Annotated in this window: 25 protein-coding genes and 1 pseudogene; 17 read left to right on the top strand and 9 right to left on the bottom strand. The window is 59.0% G+C overall.

Features of this window, described 5'->3' with window-relative positions; translation table 11 throughout:
- Nucleotides 1-81 precede the first annotated feature (81 nt).
- A complete protein-coding gene (mrkA, locus tag GT756_RS13600; protein ID WP_000756959.1) occupies nt 82-690 on the bottom strand; it encodes a type 3 fimbria major subunit MrkA in 609 nt (202 codons plus the stop codon).
- Nucleotides 691-1,395: 705 nt separating this feature from the next.
- On the opposite strand from mrkA, the gene GT756_RS13595 reads away from it, so the two are divergent.
- A complete protein-coding gene (locus GT756_RS13595; protein WP_002916131.1) occupies nt 1,396-1,605 on the top strand; it encodes a DUF1471 domain-containing protein in 210 nt (69 codons plus the stop codon).
- Nucleotides 1,606-1,700: 95 nt separating this feature from the next.
- Here GT756_RS13595 and GT756_RS13590 read toward each other — a convergent pair whose 3' ends face one another.
- Nucleotides 1,701-2,597 (bottom strand): EamA family transporter, encoded by an 897-nt coding sequence (locus GT756_RS13590; RefSeq protein WP_048295557.1) that lies wholly within the window; start codon nt 2,595-2,597, stop codon nt 1,701-1,703.
- 81 nt (nt 2,598-2,678) lie between these two features.
- Here GT756_RS13590 and GT756_RS13585 point away from each other — a divergent pair, with 81 nt between their 5' ends.
- A complete protein-coding gene (locus GT756_RS13585; protein ID WP_004205381.1) occupies nt 2,679-3,185 on the top strand; it encodes a MarR family winged helix-turn-helix transcriptional regulator in 507 nt (168 codons plus the stop codon).
- Here GT756_RS13585 and GT756_RS13580 read toward each other — a convergent pair.
- Complete coding sequence (locus GT756_RS13580; protein WP_053810906.1) at nt 3,182-4,138, bottom strand: nickel/cobalt transporter; 957 nt, start codon at nt 4,136-4,138, stop codon at nt 3,182-3,184. The two genes, GT756_RS13585 and GT756_RS13580, sit on opposite strands and share 4 nt — an antisense overlap.
- Before the next feature lie 385 nt (nt 4,139-4,523).
- Between GT756_RS13580 and GT756_RS13575 the strand changes: the two genes are divergently transcribed.
- A complete protein-coding gene (locus GT756_RS13575; RefSeq protein ID WP_043520897.1) occupies nt 4,524-4,769 on the top strand; it encodes a hypothetical protein in 246 nt (81 codons plus the stop codon).
- A 348-nt stretch (nt 4,770-5,117) separates the two neighbouring features.
- Here GT756_RS13575 and GT756_RS13570 read toward each other — a convergent pair whose 3' ends face one another.
- Nucleotides 5,118-5,378, bottom strand: coding sequence for a hypothetical protein (locus tag GT756_RS13570; protein WP_004205367.1), 261 nt, complete (start codon nt 5,376-5,378; stop codon nt 5,118-5,120).
- A 168-nt stretch (nt 5,379-5,546) separates the two neighbouring features.
- Here GT756_RS13570 and fimB point away from each other — a divergent pair, with 168 nt between their 5' ends.
- The 10 genes and pseudogenes from fimB to GT756_RS13520 form a co-directional block, all read left to right on the top strand.
- Nucleotides 5,547-6,152, top strand: coding sequence for a type 1 fimbria switch DNA invertase FimB (fimB, locus tag GT756_RS13565; RefSeq protein WP_004205366.1), 606 nt, complete (start codon nt 5,547-5,549; stop codon nt 6,150-6,152).
- A 454-nt stretch (nt 6,153-6,606) separates the two neighbouring features.
- Complete coding sequence (gene fimE / locus GT756_RS13560; protein WP_004205365.1) at nt 6,607-7,215, top strand: type 1 fimbria switch DNA invertase FimE; 609 nt, start codon at nt 6,607-6,609, stop codon at nt 7,213-7,215.
- Nucleotides 7,216-7,696: 481 nt separating this feature from the next.
- Nucleotides 7,697-8,245 carry a type 1 fimbrial major subunit FimA gene (gene fimA, locus GT756_RS13555; protein WP_004205364.1) on the top strand — a complete coding sequence of 183 codons (549 nt, stop codon included), beginning with the start codon at nt 7,697-7,699 and terminating at the stop codon, nt 8,243-8,245.
- A 71-nt stretch (nt 8,246-8,316) separates the two neighbouring features.
- Complete coding sequence (locus GT756_RS13550) at nt 8,317-8,853, top strand: fimbrial protein (RefSeq protein ID WP_004205362.1); 537 nt, start codon at nt 8,317-8,319, stop codon at nt 8,851-8,853.
- A gap of 49 nt (nt 8,854-8,902) precedes the next feature.
- A complete protein-coding gene (locus tag GT756_RS13545) occupies nt 8,903-9,607 on the top strand; it encodes a fimbria/pilus periplasmic chaperone (protein WP_174562441.1) in 705 nt (234 codons plus the stop codon).
- Between the two features lie 81 nt (nt 9,608-9,688).
- Entirely contained in the window at nt 9,689-12,301 is a 2,613-nt protein-coding gene (locus tag GT756_RS13540) for a fimbrial biogenesis usher protein (protein WP_094311410.1), read from the top strand.
- 10 nt (nt 12,302-12,311) lie between these two features.
- The gene (locus GT756_RS13535) at nt 12,312-12,839 is read left to right on the top strand and encodes a fimbrial protein (RefSeq protein ID WP_004205358.1); all 528 of its coding nucleotides are present in this window, start codon (nt 12,312-12,314) and stop codon (nt 12,837-12,839) included.
- 27 nt (nt 12,840-12,866) lie between these two features.
- A complete protein-coding gene (locus GT756_RS13530; RefSeq protein ID WP_072500825.1) occupies nt 12,867-13,352 on the top strand; it encodes a fimbrial protein in 486 nt (161 codons plus the stop codon).
- Nucleotides 13,353-13,369: 17 nt separating this feature from the next.
- The gene (locus GT756_RS13525) at nt 13,370-14,275 is read left to right on the top strand and encodes a fimbrial protein (RefSeq protein ID WP_004205356.1); all 906 of its coding nucleotides are present in this window, start codon (nt 13,370-13,372) and stop codon (nt 14,273-14,275) included.
- A pseudogene (locus GT756_RS13520) lies at nt 14,272-14,925 on the top strand (fimbrial protein); the annotation flags it as partial. The gene GT756_RS13525 and the pseudogene GT756_RS13520, both read left to right, overlap by 4 nt.
- A gap of 80 nt (nt 14,926-15,005) precedes the next feature.
- Here GT756_RS13520 and GT756_RS13515 read toward each other — a convergent pair.
- Together GT756_RS13515 and yjdI are read right to left on the bottom strand one after the other, a co-directional pair.
- The gene (locus GT756_RS13515; RefSeq protein WP_002916201.1) at nt 15,006-15,278 is read right to left on the bottom strand and encodes a GNAT family N-acetyltransferase; all 273 of its coding nucleotides are present in this window, start codon (nt 15,276-15,278) and stop codon (nt 15,006-15,008) included.
- Nucleotides 15,279-15,289: 11 nt separating this feature from the next.
- Nucleotides 15,290-15,520: a 4Fe-4S mono-cluster protein YjdI gene (yjdI, locus tag GT756_RS13510; protein ID WP_004205354.1), complete on the bottom strand. Its 231-nt coding sequence runs from the start codon at nt 15,518-15,520 to the stop codon at nt 15,290-15,292.
- A gap of 224 nt (nt 15,521-15,744) precedes the next feature.
- Here yjdI and GT756_RS13505 point away from each other — a divergent pair, with 224 nt between their 5' ends.
- From GT756_RS13505 to GT756_RS13490, 4 genes are read left to right on the top strand one after another with little or no spacing between them, the layout of a single operon-like run.
- Nucleotides 15,745-16,017, top strand: coding sequence for a YtcA family lipoprotein (locus GT756_RS13505; RefSeq protein ID WP_004205353.1), 273 nt, complete (start codon nt 15,745-15,747; stop codon nt 16,015-16,017).
- Nucleotides 16,018-16,023: 6 nt separating this feature from the next.
- Nucleotides 16,024-17,049 carry a multidrug transporter subunit MdtN gene (mdtN, locus tag GT756_RS13500; protein ID WP_023319101.1) on the top strand — a complete coding sequence of 342 codons (1,026 nt, stop codon included), beginning with the start codon at nt 16,024-16,026 and terminating at the stop codon, nt 17,047-17,049.
- 12 nt (nt 17,050-17,061) lie between these two features.
- Nucleotides 17,062-18,999 carry a multidrug efflux transporter permease subunit MdtO gene (gene mdtO / locus GT756_RS13495; RefSeq protein WP_100098396.1) on the top strand — a complete coding sequence of 646 codons (1,938 nt, stop codon included), beginning with the start codon at nt 17,062-17,064 and terminating at the stop codon, nt 18,997-18,999.
- Entirely contained in the window at nt 18,996-20,444 is a 1,449-nt protein-coding gene (locus GT756_RS13490; protein WP_049116646.1) for an MdtP family multidrug efflux transporter outer membrane subunit, read from the top strand. The genes mdtO and GT756_RS13490 overlap by 4 nt, the downstream gene beginning before the upstream one ends.
- A gap of 264 nt (nt 20,445-20,708) precedes the next feature.
- On the opposite strand, the gene GT756_RS13485 is transcribed toward GT756_RS13490, so the two are convergent.
- The 3 genes from GT756_RS13485 to arsC all read right to left on the bottom strand — a co-directional run bounded on the left by GT756_RS13485 (nt 20,709) and on the right by arsC (nt 23,640).
- Nucleotides 20,709-21,008, bottom strand: coding sequence for a DUF1889 family protein (locus GT756_RS13485; protein ID WP_004205347.1), 300 nt, complete (start codon nt 21,006-21,008; stop codon nt 20,709-20,711).
- Between the two features lie 184 nt (nt 21,009-21,192).
- The gene (locus GT756_RS13480; protein WP_017899270.1) at nt 21,193-22,746 is read right to left on the bottom strand and encodes a peptide MFS transporter; all 1,554 of its coding nucleotides are present in this window, start codon (nt 22,744-22,746) and stop codon (nt 21,193-21,195) included.
- 471 nt (nt 22,747-23,217) lie between these two features.
- Entirely contained in the window at nt 23,218-23,640 is a 423-nt protein-coding gene (gene arsC, locus GT756_RS13475) for a glutaredoxin-dependent arsenate reductase (RefSeq protein ID WP_160124843.1), read from the bottom strand.
- Nucleotides 23,641-23,642: the final 2 nt, after the last annotated feature.

The raw sequence follows: 23,642 nt of genomic DNA, 5'->3' as shown, positions 1-23,642 counted from the left end.
AAAAATACAAGCGGCGGTCATCGCCGCTTTATTATTGTTATTAACTGCCCCATCGCGGGGCAGTTTTATTTTCTGACGGAATTACTGGTAAGTAATTTCGTAAGTCGCGTAGCTGTTAACCACACCAGTGGTCACAGTGGTCGGCGCGCTGGTGGCGTAGCCTACGTAGTAGGTGAAACGCGCGCCATCAGCGACAGCGGAAGCGTCGCCTTTCGCTTTCGGCTGAGTGCTGTCACCCGGGATGATTTTGTTGGTCAGCGCGGTAGCGTTGTCAGTAGACAGTACCAGCTGGATGTTCTGAGCACCGGAAGCTTCGGTGTTCGCCAGGTAGCCCTGTTGTTTGCTGGTAGCGCCAGCCAGCAGGTTACCGCCGGTCCAGTTTACGCCCAGTTTGCTTACGTCATCCTGTTTGGTGCCGTCAGCAGCCTGGCAGTTAGAGACGTCAATGGTGAAAGATTTCGGTTTCAGGTAAGTATCCGCTGCTGCCGCTTTAACTTCAGTCAGAGTTACCGGAGACAGGTAAACGTTCGCATCGCTGCCCTGGCCGTTAACAGAAACAGTACAGGATACATCGGTAACTTTACCGAAGAAATTAACCTGGCCGCCGCCAACATTGGTATCAGCTGCATGGGCAGCAGTCATGCCAAAAAACGCGGTTGCCATTGCTGCAGAGAGAAGAACCTTTTTCATTGCCATTTCCTTGTCAGAGTGAATTACGAATCAATGAGCACACTGTGAATTCGCATAGAACCAGAAACATCAGGCGATGCTGATTTATGCCACTGCTAATAGAATCTTCGACTGACCGGGAGCCGCAATATTTAAGGCGTCAGGTAACGAACTTAAAAATATAAGTTCGCTGGTGCTATCGGCGTCAAAGAATGCTATTTATTCGCCGACAAATATACATTTGTTCACGTTTCATTAAGTTATATAACAGATAATCGATAACTATTAATAAATGCTTATTGATAGATCAAAACGGGGTGATGGATGTTTACAGCGCGGAAAGCCTAACGCCAGGGCATGAGAGAAATGGCCGTCTCAGCATGCCGAAATGGCCGCCAGAGGGCTATTGCGAATCGTCCGAATCCGCCCCAACGGCGGCTAAAAACCGCCCAACTAATTCATACAACGAATGGTAACCGCGTAAATGAGGCGCATTCTACATTCTGATCGCAGGCAGTCCGCGTGATACTCCCATCAAAAAATAATCAATAATCCATTGTTTTTAAATTAAAAAATAGAGAAACATTCATATCTCCGTCATCAAACCGCCATAAAAATGTGATCTAAATCGCACTTTTTGCCACGCGCGTTATAGTTAGCAGACTTATTATAAGCCCATCGAAAGCAAACACGCTTTCCACCATAAAAGTTAAAAGGACAAACACCATGAAAAACGTAAAATTACTCGCCGCTGCCGGTATGCTCTCCCTGGTCTCTTTCGCTAGCTTCGCTCATCCGGTGAGCGTAACAGCAGACACCCTGGACAGCGCAGAAGCGAAAATCGCGACCATTGCGAAAGAACAAGGCGCTTCCTACCACATCACTGAAGCGTACACCGGCAACCAGGTCCATATGACCGCCGAGCTCTCTAAATAAGCGAATGGTTGCAGAGGGAGCTGCCGGACAGGCCGCCTGCGGGCGGCTGGTCTGGCTCCCGCCGCCCACCCCGCACACAGCAATGTCGAGCCCCGTTATGGGGCTTTTTTCGTTTTTGCCCCCGCCGCCTGACGCGCCAGCGCGCGCTGAATAGACAACACGCTCGCCAGCACCACGATCAGCCCGACCAGCGCCATCCCCTGGATCTTTTGGCCAAGGAAAATCCACCCCAACACCACGGCGGTCACCGGGCTCAGCAGGCTCATTGCCGATACCGCCACCGGCGAGAGGCGGCCAATCCCCCGGAACCACAGGCCATAGGCCAGCATCGCGCCCGCCACGCACAGCCACAGATAGCCGGCCACCTGCAGCGCTGTCACCTGTTGTAAAGGGGGATCAACGATCAGCGCCACGGGCGCCAGCACCACCCCGCCGATCGCCAGCTGCCAGCCGGTTAACGCGACGATCGGCAGGGAGAGCGCCCAGCGGCGGGAGAGCCAGGTGCCCAGCGCCATACTGATCGCCCCGAGAAACGCCGCGCCGATGCCCAGCGGGTCGAGGACGGTGCGCGGCGACAGCAGCAGCATGGCCATACCGAGTATGCCGGCGAGGGCTGAGAATACCGCCAGCCAGGGCGAGCGCTGCCGGTCTACGCACCAGGCGAGAAGCATCACCAGCAGCGGCTGGATCGCGCCAATCACTGCCGCCAGACCGCCGGGTAAGCGATAGGCGGCGATAAACAGCAGCGCCTGAAATGCGCCGATATTTAAGATGCCGGTAACGATAAGCTTTAGCCATTCGCCGCGCTGTGGAAAGCGGCGGCTCCAGATCAGCAGGGCGATGCCTGCCGGCAAAACCCTCAGAAGGGCGGCGATAAACGGCCGGTCGGGGGGAAGAAACTGGGAGGTGACGATGTAGGTCGTCCCCCAGATAGCGGGCGCCAGCGCCGTGAGCAGCAGGTCGAGCATCAGACTACGCGAGAGAAAAGCCATGATTTTATCTTCACTTCAAGTTAAATTGGTGCCGCAAGTATGTACACGCAATTATCTTGATATCAAGACAAGTGAGCACTTATGGACAAATCACCGCCGATCGACGCCGTTGATCGGATCCTCGCCCAGTGGCAGCGCGAGCGGCCGGACCTCGACTGCAGCCCAATGGGGCCAATTGGCCGTCTGAAACGATGCGCCATGCTGCTGGAGCCGCAGGTGGAAGTGGCTTTTACACGCCATGAGCTGGTGCGCTGGGAGTTTGACATGCTGGCGACGCTGCGCCGCGCCGGGGCGCCGTTTATTCTTTCGCCTACCCAGCTCTTCTCCACGCTGATGATCACCTCCGGCACCATGACTCATCGCCTGAAGGCATTGGAGAAACGCGGATTTATTACCCGCCTGCCCAATCCGGAAGACGCCCGCAGTATGCTGGTCGCCCTGACGCCCGCCGGACGTGAACGCATCGATGAAGCGGTGGAGACCCATGTCGATAATGAACGGCAGCTGCTGGCGGGGCTCAGCGATGGCGAGCGCCAGCAGCTGGATCAGGCGCTGCGGGTATTGATGCGCCTGCTGGAGAGCCGTTAACAGCCGGCGGCGATAAAGTCGCCGTTAGCGCTGATCGGCACCACGGTGAAAAACAATGTCGCGGCAAAGAGGATCAGCGCCAGCCCGCCGAGGATCTTCACCAGCGGCACCAGCCAGGGCCGCGGACGGCTGGTCGCCGTCAGCCGGTTGACGGTACGGTGACGGGCATAGTGCACCGCCAGCGACAGACCAAGGATCGACAGCGCGGTGCCCAGCGCCATGGTCATCACCGCGGCAATGCCCCAGCTGACGATCCCCAGCGCGTTGGCGAACAGCAGGATCATAATCGCTCCGCTGCAGGGCCGGGCGCCGATGGCCAGCACCACGCCCAGGCGTGTCTTCCAGTCGGCGCCCTGCAGGTCGTGTCCCACGCCGTGGTGCCCGCAGCCGCACGAGGCATCATGCTGATGCGCCGGCCTCAGGGCGCGTATTCTCCTTTTACCCGGCAGCAGGCTCTGCAGCGCACGACAGATAACGTAAACCCCAAAGGCGGCGATGGTCAGGGCGCTGATCTTCTCGACGTACCAGCGGCTGGCGCTGAGATCGCCAGCGGCCAGATTCAGCCCCACCGCGAGAATAAAGACAAACAGGATGGCGCTGACGCCCTGCAGCAGGCTGCCGAGAAAAGGCACCACCCGCGCCGCGGTCAGGCTCTCCTGATTGGTGCTCAGGTAAGTGGTGACGATAAACTTGCCGTGGCCCGGTCCGATAGCGTGGAGCACGCCGTAGAGAAAAGCGCCCACCAGCAGCCAGACGCCGCCGCTGTACTGATGGTTGTTCAGCAGCAGAAGGTACATCACCAGATAGCGATGCAAGGTAATTTGCGTGGCGAGGCACCACTGGAGGAAGTCGCTCCAGTGGCTGTGCAAGGTGATGCCGGCGGCCAGCAGAAGAAGGCCGCCGCTCCCGGCGGCCAGCAGGCGCCAGTCGCGTTGCGAAGTCGGTATCATCATCGGTAAGCCATGGTGAAAAGAGATCAACCGCCAGACGACAATCTCATGCCCGGCGAACAATAGTGCCTGGATAATTTGTCGGATTTTTCTCGTCAATGCTTAAGGTCACAAGGCTCCGCATTATCAGCATCAGCGGGCTCCTACACCTACCCTCTGCCCTACCTTTGCACAAAGCATTTTCATATTTTCAGCATACCACAGACGTTTGTTTTTGCTGTTGACGCCCTGCATAACATATTAGAGCAATCGTTACACACCTAAAAAAGATAAAAATAAATCAGTTATCGCTATCCTGGCACTTTTTGTACTTTATCATCCTGCGCATCAGGCACGAATATTCATTAACTGCTATTAATTTAATATATTCATTAACAGGACCACCCCCATGAAAAGATGCTTACTCGCCCTGGCGTGCGTCGCGCTGCTGACGCCCTCGCTTTCGGCGCAGGCGACCTGGCGCAGCGACCAGCGCCAGGACGCTCGCGATATCCGCCAGGATAGCCGCGAGCAGGGCCGTGAAACCAAGCAAGAGTGCGTCAGAAATAATAATCAAAGCAACGCCAGCTGCCGTCACGATAAGCGGGAAAACCGCCGCGAAGGTCGTCAGGAAGCCCGCGACGAAAAATGGTAAGTCAGCCTGCTCCGGTGGATATCAGATCGCGGACTTCTGCCACCGGAGCCTTTAACACCGCCTGCGACACCGGACCGTCGCGTCTGTCCCCTACCTGCTCTTTATTCTTAGCTCGCCGCAGAATATTACCCACACCAGTCTGCAGCCTATGCCTCTCTTATACCCACCGCCTGATATCACCGCTTCCGCCGATTACCGCCCACGCTCCCACAGCACCATTAAGATTAAGCTCAACCCGTTAAATAAGACCTAAAGTGCCCTCACAGAGACAATGGCTATTATCCCCAGGCTTTTTGCAGTATGGTTTAATCTCTGTTGTAGTTTTGCAGTGAATGCTATCCAGACGGTTCAAGGTTGTATTCTGTCTGAGAAATTACTCATGCCATTCCCGTCGCTGAGATACGGGAGGCCGGCTGGCTGACGCCGTGCCGCTCCGACAGCCGGGAAATAAATCATGACGGCATTGATGGCCGCCTTGCCGTGGCCGGAAGCCAGTGCCTTCATCATCAAGCGGGCATCATCAAGAGGATCAGGGATGTACAGGACGTGGAAACCTCCAGGAAAGATTCGCCAGTTCAACCAGCTAACCCTTTCTTTACCCTTCAGCATACGGCGTCTTATCGCTGGGGATGGCGATAGCCCATGATACCGCATGCTCCCGTAGCAAATAAAAACGTTATCAGCACGCTGTTAAAAAATAAAAAGGCAGTCGCATTTAACAATGACCTGACGCAGGCCTGGAAAGCGTAATATTTGCCTGCCATAAAAGGGAACACTATGACGAATAACGCCGAGATTAAAAAAAGGAACTTCCTGACTCAGAATGAAATCGAGTCACTACTTAAAGCCGCCGATAGCGGTCCCTATGCCGCACGTAATTATTGCCTGACGCTGCTGTGCTTCATCCATGGTCTGCGCGCCAGCGAGATCTGTCGCCTGAGAATATCCGATATCGACCTTGCTTCCCGCTGCGTTTATATCCATCGGCTAAAAAAGGGGTTTTCGACCACCCACCCTTTGCTGAATAAAGAGATCCACGCCCTAAAGCGCTGGCTGGCCATTCGCAACACCTGGCCGCAGGCCGCCAGCGAGTGGCTGTTTCTCTCCCGCAAAGGCAATCCCCTTTCCCGCCAGCAGTTTTATCAAATTATCGCCTCCTCTGGCGACCAGGCGGGATTGCCGCTGGAGATCCACCCGCACATGCTGCGCCACTCCTGTGGCTTTGCGCTGGCCAATATGGGTATCGATACCCGTCTGATCCAGGACTATCTCGGACACCGCAATATTCGCCATACCGTCTGGTATACCGCCAGCAACGCGGGACGCTTCTATGGTATCTGGGACAATACGCGCGACAAACAGCGCCTGTCGCTGCTTCAGTAAGCCTGACGCCACGGATGGCGTTGTACCGCGTTGCGGGGAAATTAAATAGCAATAAATTAACCCTCAGTTAATTATGATTACTGTTCCCGCAAGTTCTTATTTAATCCTGCGATCTCATCGTTAAATTGACCCTGTATTAATTCCGGTTTTGCCGTGATTCTTTATTGTTGGCTAAAAATCCACCCCGCTATTTTTTAAAATCTACCGAGTGAAAAATCCCTTTTATTTTATGCACATGCTATAAAACCCGAGCAGATCTATTGTGACCTTGCTTAAAATCTCTAAAATTAAGAATTATCGCCAGGCGATATTTTGACTGGCTGTAAATATAATATGCTATCTATACGTGGTTAATCGCCTTCACCTTGTACCGTTCTTACATTACGGATCTTTTCCGTCATGGCGTATGGTTTCGCCATGACGACCCCTCACCTCTTTTTCAGGAGTAATTATTGTGAACCGACGTCGTTTTCTTACCGCCAAAGAAGTTCAGGCTATGATGCAGGCCGCGCGTCAGGGCGCCACCGGCGAGCGGGACTACTGCCTCATCCTTCTCGCCTTTCGCCACGGGATGCGCATCAGCGAACTGCTGGATCTGCACTATCACGATCTGGATCTACGGGAAGGCCGGGTCAATGTGCGGCGGTTGAAGAACGGTTTTTCAACTATTCACCCGCTGCGCTTTGATGAACGTGAGGCCATTGAGCGCTGGAGTCAGGTCCGCGCCGGCTGGAAAGCGGCGGCCAAAACCGACGCGCTTTTTATCTCCCGTCGCGGGACCCCGCTCTCACGCCAGCAGGCGTATCGTATTATTCGCTCCGCCGGGGAAAAGGCGGGTACCGTGACGCAGACCCACCCCCATATGCTGCGTCACGCCTGCGGCTACGAACTGGCGGAAAGAGGTACAGATACCCGTTTGATCCAGGATTACCTCGGTCATCGTAATATTCGACACACGGTACGCTACACCGCCAGCAATGCGGCGCGTTTCGCTGGAATATGGGAAAGAAATAATCTTATTGGAGAAAGCATTGCAGAATCGGGAGTTGATACAACTGATTGAATTTAATTAAAAAAATAAACCGTGAACAGGTCAATTGGGGCCAAACTGTTTATATCATAAAAATGTTTTGACATATTTTGCAACTCACCACGCCATATTTCTGCAGAAAAATTATTAACTACATGTTTTTAATATATTTTTAAAGCGTCAATTACGCACTTTTCCCCACCCTGCCCTCCCGTTGCTTTGGCGCGCCTTCGCCAGCGGTATCTCTCTTCCTTTCGCACTCTCGCTAACACCACCAGATTAAATAACCAATCAAATCACATTAAACAGAGTTTAATACCGGAAAACTGGCAAGATTAAACAACGAACAGATCGTTTATCTCAACGAGTCAAAATGGCCCCAATTGTCTCATCGGTTGGGCGAAAACTGTGCAGAGCCGGCAGCCAGACCACTCGGCTGAAATCTGAAATGCCTGGAAGGCACAACGGCTGCCAATCCGGTTCGTTATTTCGACATCGTTCAAAGGAAAACAGTATGAAAATCAAAACACTGGCAATGATTGTTGTGTCAGCCCTGTCTCTGAGCTCCGCGGCGGCCCTGGCCGATACCACCACGGTTAACGGCGGGACCGTCCATTTTAAAGGGGAAGTTGTTAACGCGGCCTGTGCGGTGGATGCCGGCTCTATCGATCAAACCGTCCAGTTGGGCCAGGTGCGTTCCGCGAAGCTGGCCACGGCGGGGAGCACCAGTTCGTCCGTTGGTTTCAACATTCAGCTGGATGATTGCGACACCACGGTAGCAACCAAAGCGTCCGTCGCCTTCGCCGGTACGGCCATCGACAGCAGCAATACCACCGTTCTGGCGCTGCAAAACTCTGCCGCCGGCAGCGCGACCAACGTCGGCGTGCAGATCCTCGACAACACCGGCACGCCGCTGGCGCTGGACGGCGCCACCTTCAGCGCAGCCACCACGCTGAATGACGGCACCAACATCATTCCGTTCCAAGCGCGTTACTACGCCACTGGCGCCGCGACCGCCGGTATCGCGAACGCTGACGCCACCTTCAAAGTGCAGTACGAGTAAGGCAAACATCAGGCAAGGAAGCCATCCGGGCCAGGAGGGCCCGCGCTTAATTTTGCAACCGGGGTGAAACGATGCAGGGAATGAAATCGGGTCTGCTACTGCTGCTGCCTCCGCTGGCGCTGGCCGGTAATCAGTGGAACGTCACGCTGCCGGGGGGCAGCATGCGCTTTCAGGGCCTGATCATGGCCAGTTCCTGCCGCGTCGAAGCCGGCGATCGGCAGATGACGGTCAATCTGGGACAGATCAGCAGTAACCGATTTCACGACGTGGGCGAAGACAGCAACCCGATCCCTTTCACGATTCATTTACAGGATTGCAGTACGGCAGTCAGCCAGCATGTCGGGGTGGCATTTCACGGCGTGGCTGACGGCAAAAACCCCGACGTGCTGTCGGTGGGTGAAGGCCCGGGGATCGCCAGCGGGATCGGCATCGCGCTGTTCGACAGTCACGGCCAGCAGCTGCCTCTCAATCGTCCGCCGGATCGCTGGGTGCCGCTCTACCGCGGACCGACGACGCTAAATTTCGTCGCCAAATATCGGGCGACCGGACGCCAGGTCACCGGCGGCGCGGCCAACGCCCAGGCCTGGTTCTCATTAACCTATCAGTAATCAACCCGCAGACCAGCAGGACAACACCGTGAGCAGACAAGGAGATAATGTGAGAAAAACAGCAACGACGATACGCGGCATACTGACGGGATGTGTGCTTTTCGCCGCCGGCGCGTTGAGCGCCAGCGCGCACGCGGGCGTCGCGCTGGGCGCGACTCGGGTCATCTACCCGGCGGGTCAGAAACAGGTCCAGCTGGCGGTGACCAATAACGACGACAACAGCACCTGGCTTATTCAGTCATGGGTGGAAAATGCCGATGGGCAGCGAGACGGCCGGTTTGTTATCACTCCCCCGCTGTTTGCCATGCAGGGCAAAAAAGAGAACACCCTGCGCATTATCGATGCGACCAATAACCAGCTGCCGCAGGATCGGGAAAGCCTGTTCTGGATGAACGTGAAGGCTATTCCCTCAATGGATAAATCGAAGCTCAGCGACAACACCCTCCAGTTGGCGATTATCAGCCGCATCAAGCTCTACTACCGACCGGCAAAACTGCCCCTGCCCCCGGATCAGGCGGCGGACAAGCTGACCTTTAGCCGCAACGGATCGTCGCTAACGCTGACGAATCCTACCCCTTATTACCTGACGGTGACCGAACTGAACGCCGGAACGCGCATTCTGGAAAACGCCCTGGTGCCGCCGATGGGTAAAACCAGCGTCAAGCTGCCTGCGGATGCCGGCAACACCATCACCTATCGCACCATTAACGATTACGGCGCGCTGACGCCGAAAATGAATGGCGTACTGCGTTAAATCTGGTGTGCCCCGCCGCGCGGGCCACGCTGCGCATGACCAGAAGCACTGACAGCCGGGCAACGTCGGACCGGAGGGATTATGTCACATCGAAAATATGGACTGGACCATGGGGGTCGCCGAAGCGCCCGGCGCCTGATTACGCCGGCGCTGACGCTGTGGCTCTGCTCACAGCCGTTCGCCGCGCAGGCGGACCTCTATTTTAACCCCCGCTTTTTAGCTGACGATCCGGCGGCGGTTGCAGACCTGTCGGGATTTGAAAAAGGCCAGGAGGTCCCGCCGGGCACCTATCGCGTCGATATTTATCTCAATAACGGCTATATGACCACCCGGGACGTCACTTTCCAGGCCGATGCGCAAGGCAATGGCCTGTCGCCCTGCCTGACCCGCGGCCAGCTGGCGAGCATGGGGGTGGATACCGGACGGGTGACGGGCATGGCGGCCCTGGACAGTACGGCCTGCGTGCCGCTAACGACGCTCATCAGCGAAGCCACCACCCGCTTCGATGTCGGCCAACAGCGCCTGTATCTCACCGTACCCCAGGCGTTTATGGGCAGCCACGCCCGCGGGTATATCCCGCCGGAGCTATGGGATAACGGCATCACCGCCGGGCTGATTAACTATAACTTCACCGGCAACAACGTCCATAACACCACCGGGGGCAACAGCCGTTACGCCTATCTGAACCTGCAGAGCGGTCTGAACTTCGGTCCGTGGCGCCTGCGCGATAACAGCACCTGGAGTTACAGCAGCGGCGGCAGCGCGTCATCCAATGAGAACCGCTGGCAGCACGTCAACAGCTGGCTTGAGCGGGACATTATTTCCCTGCGCTCGCGGCTTACCCTCGGGGATAGCTACACCAACGGCGATGTCTTCGACGGGATCAACTTCCGCGGCGCGCAGCTGGCCTCGGATGACAATATGCTGCCGGACAGCCAGAAAGGCTTCGCGCCGGTGATCCACGGGATCGCCCGCGGCACCGCGCAGGTGTCAGTCAAACAAAACGGCTACGAAATCTACCAGAGTACGGTGCCGCCGGGGCCGTTTACCATCGACGATCTCTACGCCGCGGGCAACGGCGGCGATCTGCAGGTCACCATTAAAGAAGCGGATGGCACCCGCCAGGTCTTCAGCGTGCCCTGGTCAACGGTGCCGGTGCTGCAGCGCGAAGGCCATACCCGCTTCGCCCTCACCGCCGGGGAGTACCGCAGCGGCAACAACCAACAGGAAACGCCCGATTTTTTCCAGAGCACGGCCATGCATGGCCTGCCGGCCGGCTGGACCCTGTACGGCGGCACCCAGCTGGCGGACCGCTATCGCGCCTTTAACCTCGGGGTGGGGAAAAACATGGGCTATTTCGGCGCCTTATCGCTGGATATCACCCAGGCCAACGCCACCCTGCCTGACGACAGCGAGCATCAGGGACAGTCGGTGCGTTTTCTCTATAACAAGTCACTGGATGAGACCGGCACCAACCTGCAGCTGGTGGGCTACCGCTACTCCACCCGCGGCTACTATAACTTTGCCGATACCACCTACCGCCGGATGAGCGGCTACAGCGTGGAAACCCAGGACGGGGTTATCCAGGTGAAACCCAAATTTACCGACTACTACAATCTGGCTTACAGCAAGCGCGGTAAGGTGCAGCTGAGCGTGACCCAACAGCTGGGGCGCACCGCCACCCTCTATCTGAGCGGCAGCCACCAGACCTACTGGGGCACCGACGATGCCGATGAGCAACTGCAGGCCGGCCTCAACGCCGCCGTAGACGATATCAACTGGTCGCTAAGCTACAGCCTGACGAAAAATGCCTGGCAGCAGGGGCGCGATCAGATGCTGGCGGTCAACGTCAATATCCCCTTCAGCCACTGGCTGCGTTCCGATAGCCGTTCGGTCTGGCGGCACGCCAGCGCCAGCTACAGCCTGTCGCACGATCTCAATGGCCGCATGACCAATCTGGCGGGCCTGTACGGCACCCTGCTGGAAGACAATAACCTCAGCTATAGCGTGCAGACCGGCTATGCGGGCGGCGGCAACGGCGACAGCGGGAGCACCGGCTATACCGCGCTCAACTACCGCGGCGGCTACGGCAACGCCAACGTCGGCTACAGCCGCAGCGATGGTTTCAAACAGCTCTACTACGGGGTCAGCGGCGGCGTGCTGGCGCACGCCAACGGCATCACCCTGAGCCAGCCGCTGAACGATACCGTAGTGCTGGTGAAAGCCCCCGGCGCCGGCGGCGTGAAGGTAGAAAACCAGACCGGGGTGCGCACCGACTGGCGCGGGTATGCCGTCCTGCCGTATGCCACCGAGTATCGCGAAAACCGGGTCGCGCTGGACACCAATACCCTGGCCGACAATGTCGATCTTGACGATGCAGTGGTCAGCGTGGTGCCTACCCATGGGGCGATCGTCCGCGCCAGCTTTAACGCCCAGGTGGGAATGAAGATTCTGATGACGCTGACCCATCGCGGCAAACCGGTGCCGTTTGGCGCCCTCGCCACCAGCGACAGCAACCAGAGCGGCAGCATCGTCGCGGATAACGGCCAGGTCTACCTGAGCGGGATGCCGCTGGCGGGCAAGGTGCGGGTGAAATGGGGCGATGCCCCGGACGCCCAGTGCGTGGCCGATTATCGTCTGCCGCCGGAGAGCCAGCAGCAGTCGCTCAGCCAGCTGTCCGTCGCGTGTCGCTAAGGAGATGATGATGAGAACACCGCAGTTTCTGCTGAGCGCCCTGCTCGCTCTGTTCGCGCCGCTGGCCTTCGCTGCCGACAGCACGATCGCCATCAGCGGCTATGTGCGCGACAACGCCTGCGCGGTGGCCGGAGAGTCGAAGGATTTCACCGTCGATTTGCAGGACAACGCCGCGAAGCAGTTTTACGCCGTCGGGGCGACGACCCCGCCGGTGCCGTTCCGTATCGTGCTATCGCCCTGCGGCACTTCCGTCACCGCGGTGAAGGTCGGTTTCACCGGCGTGGCGGACAGCGTCAATACCAGCCTGTTAAAACTCGACGCCGGCGCCTCGGCGGCGGCGGGAATGGGGGTGGACATTCTCGACCAGCAGCAGTCCCGGCTGCCTGTCAATGCCCCGTCGTCAGCCATCGCCTGGACCACGCTGACGCCGGGCCAGACCAACATCCTGAACTTTTACGCCCGTCTGATGGCCACGCAGGTGCCCGTCACCGCCGGGCATGTCAATGCGACAGCAACATTCACCCTGGAATTTCAGTAAGTGGAGGCTGAAATGAAATGGACCCACGTGGGCTGGCTGCTGGCCGGCCTGTTAACCGCGAGCCCTTCCCTGCGGTCGGCCGACGTCACCCTTACCGTCAACGGGAAGGTGGTGGCCAGACCCTGCACGGTCTCCACCGTCAATGCCACCGTCGAGCTGGGCGATCTCTACACCTTCAGCCTGATTGGCGCAGGCTCGGCATCGGCCTGGCACAGCGTGGCGCTGGATCTCAGCAACTGCCCCGTCGGTACCTCACGGGTGAAGGCCACCTTCAGCGGAACGGCGGACAGCACCGGCTATTACAAAAACCAGGGGACGGCGGGCAATATTCAGCTCGAATTGCAGAGCGAGGATGGCACCACGCTGAACAATGGCAGCAGCCAGTCGGTACAGGTGGATGAGGCCAGCCAGTCCGCCCGCTTCCCGTTGCAGGTCAGGGCCCTGTCGGTCAACGGCGGCGCCACGCAAGGCACCATTCAGGCGGTGATTAACGTGACCTATACCTACGCCTGAGCCAGGAGAGCATCATGATGAAAAAAATTATCCCTTTATTCACCACCCTGCTGCTGTTGGGCTGGTCGATGAACGCCTGGTCCTTCGCCTGCAAAACAGCCACCGGCGCGACGATCCCCATCGGCGGCGGCTCAGCCAACGTCTACGTTAACCTGACCCCGGCGGTCAACGTCGGGCAAAACCTGGTGGTCGACCTCTCCACGCAGATTTTTTGCCATAACGACTATCCGGAAACGATCACTGACTACGTGACCCTGCAGCGCGGATCCGCCTATGGCGGTGTGCTGTCAAGTTTCTCTGGCACCGTGAAATATAACGGCACCTCTTACCCCTTCCCGACCACCACGGAAACGGCGCGGGTGATTTACGATTCCCGGACCGATAAGCCCTGGCCGGCCGTCCTGTATCTGACGCCGGTCAGCACCGCCGGCGGGGTGGCGATCACCGCAGGATCGTTAATCGCGGTGCTGATCCTGCATCAGACTAACAACTACAATAGCGACTCCTTCCAGTTCATCTGGAATATCTACGCCAATAACGACGTGGTGGTCCCCACCGGCGGCTGCGATGTCTCCGCCCGCGATGTCACCGTCACCCTCCCAGACTACCCGGGCTCCATGGCCGTGCCGCTCACCGTGCACTGCGCGCAGAGCCAACAGCTGGGGTATTACCTCTCCGGCGCCACCGCGGACAGCGCTAACGCGATCTTCACTAACACCGCCTCCGCCTCGCCGGCGCAAGGGATAGGCGTCCAGCTTACCCGCAACGGCAGCGCCGTGCCGGCGAACAGCACGGTCTCACTGGGCACCGTCGGAACCTCGCCGGTCAATCTCGGCCTGACGGCGACCTACGCCCGGACCACAGGCCAGGTCACCGCCGGCAACGTGCAGTCGATCATCGGCATTACCTTTGTCTATCAATGATGACCGAGTACATCCTCTCTCCCTGCTCGCTGGCCGCCCGTGGGTTGAGCCAGCTGATGCACAACGCGGGGAAGCGGCCCGTCGTGCTGCCTGTGGAGGGCGTCTCTCTGCGGGAGCTGGCCGCGGTGAAGCGGATCGTGGTCTTTCTTCCTGACGATCCCCTGTGGATGCTCACCACACTGCGCCAGGCGGCCAGGCTGCTCGACCAGGCATCACGCCCGTTGCCGATGCTGATGCTTAGCCGCAGCCCGGCCATCTGGCTGTGGCGAACGCTGCTTTATCAGGTGAGCCATCCGGATCGTTTGCGCAACGTCCATGCCGCTCCTGCCGACCTCCCCTGCGCGCAATTGATCCATCGGCTGAAGAACGCGCCGCGGCTTGAACGCCTTGCCAGTGAAGCCGCCCTGATCCACCGAAAACGGGGCGCTGGATTAAGTCATGCCGAGCTCAAAGCGCTCCTCGCCCTGCTGCAAGGGCAGACGATAGGCGAGCAGTCGCAACGTCTCGGATTGAGCCAGAAAACGCTCTACGCTCAGCGGCTGGCGGGGGTGAAAAAGCTGGTGGAATATCACCCGCATCTGGCCCCTCGCTTTCCGCACAGGCAGCCGCCTCGTTCATCAGCAAACTCACGGTCGGCGTTTGTCCAGGCATGAGGGGAAGCGATGAGTGACTAAAGGCGTGGATTCGCTGGCGAGAGAAAAGCGCACCGGTTTACACCGGTGCTGGTACGTCAGGCGCGAATATCATCGTATTCACGGGTGTTATCGAATTCATGTTTGGCAAACGGGCAGAGAGGAATAATCTTCCGCTGCTCCTGGCGCATTTTTTCCACCACCTTCGCCACCAGCTGTTTCCCCACCCCCTGGCCTTTCAGGCTGGGATCGACATCGGTATGTTCGATAATGCTGAGGTGTTCGCCGGTGGGAACAAAAACAATCTCCGCGACCTGGTTACCCTGCGCGTCGTTAACATAAAACTTGTTGTGCCCTTCCAGTATTTCCATCTTCTCCTCGCTTATTTATGACGATATTGCAGCGCGCCGCTCGGGCAGGTATCGATCACCTTCACCACCGTCGCGACATCTACTTCATCCGGGATGATCCACGGCTTACGCTTGAGATTGAACAGCTTCGCGCTGCCGCGCACGCAGTTCCCGGAATGCTGACAGATCGCCGTATTAAAGTAGACGTCGATTTTCTCCCCGGTGTAGGCCCGGTAGCCGGCTTCCAGTAATTCCTTATCCATGACATTGCCTCGGTCTTGTTTTATGACTTTCAGGCTAAGCATAGTCCTCCCCTTGACGGCTGACTATGCGCAAGTCGGTAATGGGCGTGAGGAGAGCGATTTGGCGCATCCTCCCGCTCTCCCGGCGCGCAAGGATCCCGCAGTCAACGAACGGTTGACTTTCATTCCCGCAACGAGGCGATTACACTCATGACACACTGGTAAGAGCACTCAGGGATGTTCCATTGAATCATATTGCCACCATAGCCCGCCCGGCGCGGCTACTGCTCGTCTTGCCGCTGACCGGCTGCTCACTCTCACCAGCGATCCCGGTACTGGGCGCCGCATTCCCCGGCTGGTTTTTCTGCTTGTTGGGCGGGGCGTTTTTACTGATCCCCTGCCATATCCTGATTACCCGTAAAGGCTGGCAGCCTCGCTTTTCTCCCCTGGTCTTCAGCTATGTCGCGCTGATGTTCCTGTTCGCCACACTGCTGTGGTTTCTGTTTTTTGTTCACTGATCGCTTATGACTACTTCCCGCACTCCCCTGTTACGCAAGAAATGGCCTCTGCTGGCGCTGGTCCTGGCCGCCATCCTGGCGTTGATCCTGGTTATCTGGCAGTTGCAAACGTCGCCAGAGACCAATGACGCCTATGTCTACGCCGATACCATCGATGTGGTGCCCGAGGTCAGCGGGCGCATCGTGGAGATGCCCATTCGCGATAACCAGCGGGTGAAAAAAGGCGATCTGCTGTTCCGCATCGACCCCCGCCCCTATCAGGCGATGCTCGATGACGCGAAAGCGCGGCTGACGACCCTCGACGCGCAGATTATGCTGACCCAGCGCACCATCAAAGCGCAGGAGTATAACGCCCAGTCGGTGGCGGCCGCCGTCGAGCGCGCCAGAGCGCTGGTCAAGCAGACCACCTCCACGCGCATCCGCCTTGAGCCGCTGGTGCCGCAGGGGTTTGCCTCGCAGGAAGATCTCGATCAGGCGCGCACCGCCGAGAAAGCGGCGCGGGCGGAGCTGGAGGCCACGCTGCTGCAGGCCAGACAGGCCTCGGCGGCTGTGACCGGCGTGGATGCCATGGTGGCGCAACGCGCCGGGATCCTGGCGCAAATCGCCCTCGCCGAACTGCATCTGGAATTCACCGAAGTGCGCGCGCCGTTCAACGGCGTGGTGGTGGCGCTGAAAACCACCGTCGGCCAGTACGCTTCGGCGCTGAAGCCGGTATTCACCCTGCTGGATGACGACCGCTGGTATGTGATCGCTAACTTCCGCGAAACCGACCTGAACAACGTGCGCCCTGGGGTGGCGGCGCGCATCACCGTGATGACCAACCACAACCGGACCTTTAACGGGGTGGTGGATTCGGTCGGCTCCGGCGTCCTGCCCGAAGGCGGGAGCGTCATCGAAGGCCTGCCGCTGATCCAGAAAAGCATTAACTGGGTCCACGTCTCGCAGCGCTTCCCGGTGAAAATCGCCGTCAGCGATCCCGATCCGGAACTGTTCCGCATGGGCGCCTCGGCCAGCGCCGTGCTGCAGCCGTAGCCGGGCGACGCGATGTTTCCTCTCGCCCATTTTTTACGCCAGGAACTGCGCGACGCACCGGGACGCGCCAGCTACACGCTGCGCCTGACGCTGAGCTGTGCGGTGCTCATCACCCTGTTCATGACCCTGCAGATCCCCTTTCTGGCCGTCGCGCTGATCGTCGTGTTCTACGTCAGCCAGCCTAACGTGTTGATGATTAAGTTAGTCAGCGTGGTCTTTTTTGTCACCGTCAGCGTGGCGCTCGGCGGCGTGCTGCTGATCATCAAGTGGACCTATGACTACCCGCTGATCCGCCTGGCGGCCTCCGTGGCGCTCTTTTTCTGCGCCATCTATCTAATGCGGGTGCTGGGCAAGCTGGGACTGGCCTTTTTCGTGGTGGCGCTGGCGGTGATTTACGCCCAAACCTTCCCGTCGATGACCAGCCAGAGTGAAATCCTGGTGCGGCTGCTGCTCTGGCTGTGGGTGGCGATTAACACCGCGATCCTCGTCACCCTGCTGGTCAACGCCTGTTTTCAGCAGGCCTTTCCCGGCAACCAGTTTAAGGCGCGTCTGGCGGAGATGCTGCAGGCGGTCGCCAGCCGGCTGGCAGACCCGGACGCTGAAGCGCCACCGACCTTCGGCGAGACCGCCGCGCAGTTCAACCAGCTGCAGTCGCTGTTCGCCCAGGCCAGCCGGGCGACGCCGGAGATCGCCGCCGATCCCCAGGCCTGGCGCTCGCGGCTGGCCGCCACCCTGCGCTGCTACCAGCTGGCGGCGCTGTTGCAAGCGGACGAGGCCGATAGCGACGATCGCCTGCGGCTGTCGCAGGCGGTGCTGCAGCTGAAGAGTGCCCTCAGCGAGGGGCCGTTTGACGGCGCTATTCCTCCCCTGGCGCTCAGCGGCCGCGGCGTCAATCGCGCCGTTCTGCAGGAGATGGTAGCCCTTCTGCAGCGGCTGGCCCTGGGTGAGCCCGTTGCTCTGCCGCAGGGCGAGGTGGAGAAGCCGCCCCTGCTGGCGCCGGACGCCTGGCGCAACCCGGCGTATCTCCATTTTGCGCTCAAGACCCTGCTGGCGACGCTAATCTGCTATGTCTTCTATACCGCTGCCGACTGGCAGGGACTGCATACCATTATGCTGAGCTGCGTGATCGTCGCCCAGCCCGGGCTGGGCGCCACGATGCAAAAGACGTGGCTGCGCATCGGCGGCGCGCTGTTCGCCACTCTGCTGGCGCTGCTGTTAATCGTTTTTGTCCAGCCCTGGACCGACTCGCTGTCGGGGCTGCTGGCGATGTCCCTGCCAGTGCTGGCGCTGGCGGCCTGGATTGCCGCCGGTTCGGAGCGTATCGCCTACGCCGGGATCCAGATTGGCTTCACCTTTGCGCTGGCCTTCCTCAGCTGGTTTGGTCCGCTGACTAACCTCACCGAGCTACGGGACCGGGTGCTGGGTATCCTGCTCGGGGTGCTGGTCTCCTCCATTGTCCATTTATATCTCTGGCCGGACAGCGAAGCGCCGCAGCTGAAATCGCGCCTCGCCGGACTCTATCGCCGGCTGGCGGACTGCCTCGCCGCCCCGCACGATGCGGTGCCGCTGGCCCCTCTGTTTGTCGCCTTCACCGACAGCGAAGCGCTTATCCATCGGGTTCGCGCCGAACCGCTGGGCACGTATGCCCACCCCTGGCCCCAGGCGAAAAACTGGCCGATGCGCGCCACCCTCGCCCGGGCCGAGGAGATCGCCCGCCTCAGCGAAGGATACCGGCTCAACGCCGCGCCAGGAGACCCGACCCTGACCCGCTGCGCCGAACAGCTGCGGCGCTACGCCGAACGTATCGAACAGGAGGCAACGGCCCCTGCCGAACCGCTGGCCACCGACCTGACTAACCCCTTTGGCCCGGCGCTGGCCGCCGCGCTGGCCACCCTGCCCGACTGGGGCCCGACACCGATAGCGACTGAGCAACAGGCTAAAACGTCATGATGATCCTTCCTTTCTCCGCGCGGCTGCGCGACACTCTCCTTACCCTGACGCTGACGCTGCTCAGCGGCTGCGCGCTGATTCAGGACGAGCCTGCCCAGGTCGCCATCGTCAATCCGCAGCAGGCCCAGCTGGCGCAGGTGATCCACCTGGCGAACAGCAACTGGCCGGCAGCCCGCTGGTGGGAGGCCTACGATGACCCTCAGCTCAATATGCTGATCAATCGGGCGCTGCAGAATTCGCCGACCATGCAGGCCGCCCGGCTGCGCATCTCCCAGTCGCAGTCTACGGTGGAACTCGCCCAGTCGGCGATGGGCCTGCAGGCCACCGCCGTCGCGGCGCAAAACCGCCTGCGGATCACCGACAAATCCTTTAGCTGGCCCTACTCCTACTCCCTGCCGGTGGATAAGAACGGTCCGTGGTATACGCTGAACACCGTTGGCGTCGGGGCGCAGCTGAATATCGATCTCTGGGGAGCCGATCGCGCCCGGGTCGCCGCCGCCATTGGCGAGAAAAACGCCCGGCTGGCGGAGACCGCCGGCATTGAGCTCGACATCGCCAGCAGCGTGGCGCAGCTCTATTTCGCTATGCAGGCGACATTCCAGAAAATCGCGCTGCTGCAGGAGCTGGAGGGCATTGCCCAGTTCTCGGTGGAGGCCCACGAGCACCGGACCCAACGCGGTGTGGAGGATAGCGTGGATGTGGCCAACGCCCAGGCCGAACAGCTTGCCGCCCGCCAGCAGATCATTAGCGCCGAGGGGATGCTGACCCAGTATCGTGAAACCCTGCGGGCGCTGATCGGCGCCGATGCGCAAAGCATGCCGGCGATCCATCCGGTAGCGCTGCCTGCGCTCCAGGAGACGCTACCGCCGTCGCTCTCTTTCGAGCTGCTGGCCCGCCGCCCGGACCTGCAGGCGCTGCGCGGGTACGTGACCGCCTCCCTGAGTCAGGTCGACGCGGCGAAAGCGGCCTTCTATCCCCATTTTGATATCAAAGCGTTCTGGGGCTATAACGCCCTGAGCGTCGGGGATCTGTTTAAGTCCTCTTTCCAGCAGATCAACCTGCTGCCCGGGCTCTATCTGCCGATCTTCGATGGCGGTCGTCTGAACGCCAATCTGCAGTCGGTGCGCACCGCCAGCAATATTCTGATCAAACAGTACAACCAGGCGGTGCTGGACGCGGTTCGCGATGTCGCCATCAGCTCCAGCCAGCTTAACGACCTGAATCAGCAGCGCGCGCTGCAGCAGCTGAAGGTCACCGCGGCGCAGACCACCACCGACAGCGCTCGCGCCCATTATCAGCGCGGCCTGCTCAGCCGCTACGCCGCCGAAGAGGCCCGACGGGCGGTTCTTGCCCAGCAGTTGTTGCTGCTGGACATTGAGGCCCAGCGGCTGAGCACCGACATTACCCTGATCAAAGCCCTGGGCGGCGGCTACCGCGGCCAGTAACAAAAATGCCTTCCCCGGAGGGGAAGGCATTCAGACTGCAGCCAAAGGGCAATCTTCAGGGATTGCCCGGTGGCGCTGCGCTTGTGCGGGCCTACAGCCAACCGCATAACGGTTTGATATTGCTGCCTTTCGTAGGCCGGGTAAGGCGAAGCCGCCACCCGGCAGAAATGCGGGCACAATAACCAAACAGGTTTGTCATCAGCAAGAATGCCTTCCCGGATGGGGAAGGCATTTAACAGAAGACGCGGGATTGATGCGCGGCGATTACACCAGGGCGCGCAGCTCTTCGCGCATGTAGGTGGAAAAGAATTCCGGATGCTTAATCACCAGCCGTTCGCCGGCGGCGACCCGTTCAGCCCACTCCGCCACTTTGTCGGTAAACCCGGCGCTCCAGCCCTGCTGCTGACCGCGCTCAGCGACATCGGCCGGGCTGGCTGGCACGCCCAGTTCTTTCAAATATTTGAGAATTCCCTTCGCGGTACTTTCATCCATAGACTGTGGTACTGGCTCAGACGTATTCATACCACCAATGAAATCCAATGCTTTATCAATGACTGCTGGCATAGGTGTGTCCTTATATTAACCACATAGTAAACCTGACTACACTATGGACCGGAAAGCGACGTGATTTCAAAGAACACGCTCACGTTATGGGACATCGCGCATTCAGAAAAGGGGATTTTGCACAGCTGAGGCGGGGATTGGACAAAAAACAAGCCGGTCCCGGGGGACCGGCCTGGGGATCGCGTCAGGCGTTGCTGACGGATTTTTGCGCGGCGCTGGACTGACTGTTCTCCAGCATCCGGCGGACCGGGACAATCAGCACGGCCAGTACGGCGGCGCAGATCAGCAGCGCGATAGAGCAGCGGGCAAAGAGGTCCGGCAGCAGCGACAGCTGATCGGCCTTCACATGACCGCCAATCAGCCCCGCCGCCAGGTTACCCAGCGCGCTGGCGCAGAACCACAGCCCCATCATCTGGCCGCGCATTCTCTCCGGCGCCAGCAGGGTCATGGTCGCCAGACCAATCGGGCTCAGGCACAGTTCGCCGAGCGTCAGCATCAGGATGCTGCCCACCAGCCACAGCGGCGAGACACCGGCCCCGCCGTTGTTCAGGACGTTCTGCGCCGCCAGCATCATCAGGCCAAAGCCCGCCGCCGCGCACAGGATGCCAATGACGAATTTGGTCATACTGCCTGGACGGACGTTTTTGCGCGCCAGCGCTGGCCACGCCCAGCTGAAGACCGGCGCAAGCAGAATGATAAACAAGGCGTTAATCGACTGGAACCAGACCGCGGGGATCTCAAAATCGCCGATCATCCGGTTGGTGTAGTCGTTAGCAAACAGGTTGAAGGAGGTCGGTTTCTGTTCAAACGCGGACCAGAAAAAGGCCGCCGAGACCAGCAAAATAAAGCATACCAGCAGGCGCGCCCGCTCTTTACGGCTCAGGCCGGCGAAGACGAACAGCCAGATGAAATAGAGCGCCACGGAGGCGGCAATCACATAGACCAGCACGCTGGCCACCGCCACCGGGTTAATCACGATCGTGCCCAGGCTAATGAGCGTGACCAGCACCGCCACTCCCAGGGCCAGCGCCAGCAGCCACGCCCCAACGCCATTCTTTTTCGCCACCGGGCTGTTCCAGGTGGAATCGAGGCCAACCTCCGCGTCATAGCGCTTCATCGACGGTACGGCAAAGACACGGAAAATGATCAATGCCACCAGCATCCCGATCCCCCCGATGCCGAAGCCCCAGTGCCAGCCATGGGATTTAATCAGCCAGCCGGAGATTAACGGCGCGATAAACGAGCCGATGTTGATCCCCATGTAGAACAGCGAGAAACCACCATCGCGGCGCGCGTCGCCTTTTTTATACAGGGTACCGACCATCACCGAGATACAGGTTTTAAACAACCCGGAACCGAGGACGATAAACATCAGGCCGATAAAGAACAGGTCGTTGCCCAGCCATGCCGACAGGGCGATCGACAGGTGCCCGAGGGCGATAAGAATCGAGCCGTACCAGACGGCGCGCTGCTGGCCTAGCCAGTTATCCGCCAGCCAGCCGCCCGGCAGCGCGGCCAGATACATACTGCCGGCAAAAATCCCGACGATCGCCGAGGCGTTCTCCCGCGCCAGCCCCATCCCGCCGTCGTAAACCGTCGCCGCCATAAACAGGATCAGTAAGGGACGGATCCCGTAAAACGAGAAACGCTCCCACATTTCAGTGAAGAACAGGGAGCCCAGCGGATAAGGATGGCCGAAAAAGGTACGGCTTTCGTTTTTATTAACAGAGGAATGCATAAATTCTCCAGAAAAGGTGCGCCGCAGCGCAAGTTAACCGTATAAAGCGGGCTGACGATTTATAATTTGTTTGTCTTAACATCAGATACGAGCATTTTTAACCATTTGATAACCATGCAGTGGTTTTGTCCAGCCCCTTACCGTTCCTTTTTAGATGAAAAGTCGACAAACATCTAGTTTTATAGATTTAATGTTCGCAAAAACGTAAACGGCGTTGACATTATGCCATTGTGCAGAATAAATAATTTTATTTATTAAAAACAGTAAGTTGATTGATTAACAAAGGACAAAAACCGTCAGTGCGGGCAGGGCATATAACGACAGGAAAAGTAAGGGAAACGGGCCGGAGGAGGCAGAAATAGCGCTAAGGGAGAATATTGTTAAGCCATCCAGGTGCTACCCCCGGAGAGCCAACCGTGCGGCAGGATTTACAAGGCTTGCCGGCTGCTATCGCCGGCGCCATTTTGCGCGCTATTTCACACGCTGCCCCGCCCGATCAATGACTCGCTCACCGTCTTCCTTCACGAAGGCGCCTTTTTGCGGCGCCGGCAGGATCTCCAGCACCACCTCTGACGGGCGACAGAGTCGGGTGCCCCGCGGCGTCACCACGATCGGACGGTTAATCAGGATCGGATGCTGGAGCATAAAGTCGATTAACTGGTCATCTGTAAACCGGTCTTCCGCCAGGCCCAGCGCATCGTAGGGTTCGACGTTTTGCCGCAGCAGCGCCCGCACCGGGATCGCCATCGCGGCGATCAGCTGGCGCAGCTCATCGCGCGACGGCGGCTTCTCCAGATAATAGATAATGGTGGGCTCAGCGCCGCTGTTGCGGATCAGTGCCAGGGTATTACGCGAGGTGCCGCATTCAGGGTTATGGTAAATGGTGATGCTCATAG

This window comes from Klebsiella sp. Q2 (assembly GCF_009900705.1).
GTDB lineage: Bacteria > Pseudomonadota > Gammaproteobacteria > Enterobacterales > Enterobacteriaceae > Klebsiella > Klebsiella quasipneumoniae.
Note: the sequence above shows the minus strand (reverse complement) of the source record. Positions and strands in the feature narration are given on the sequence as shown.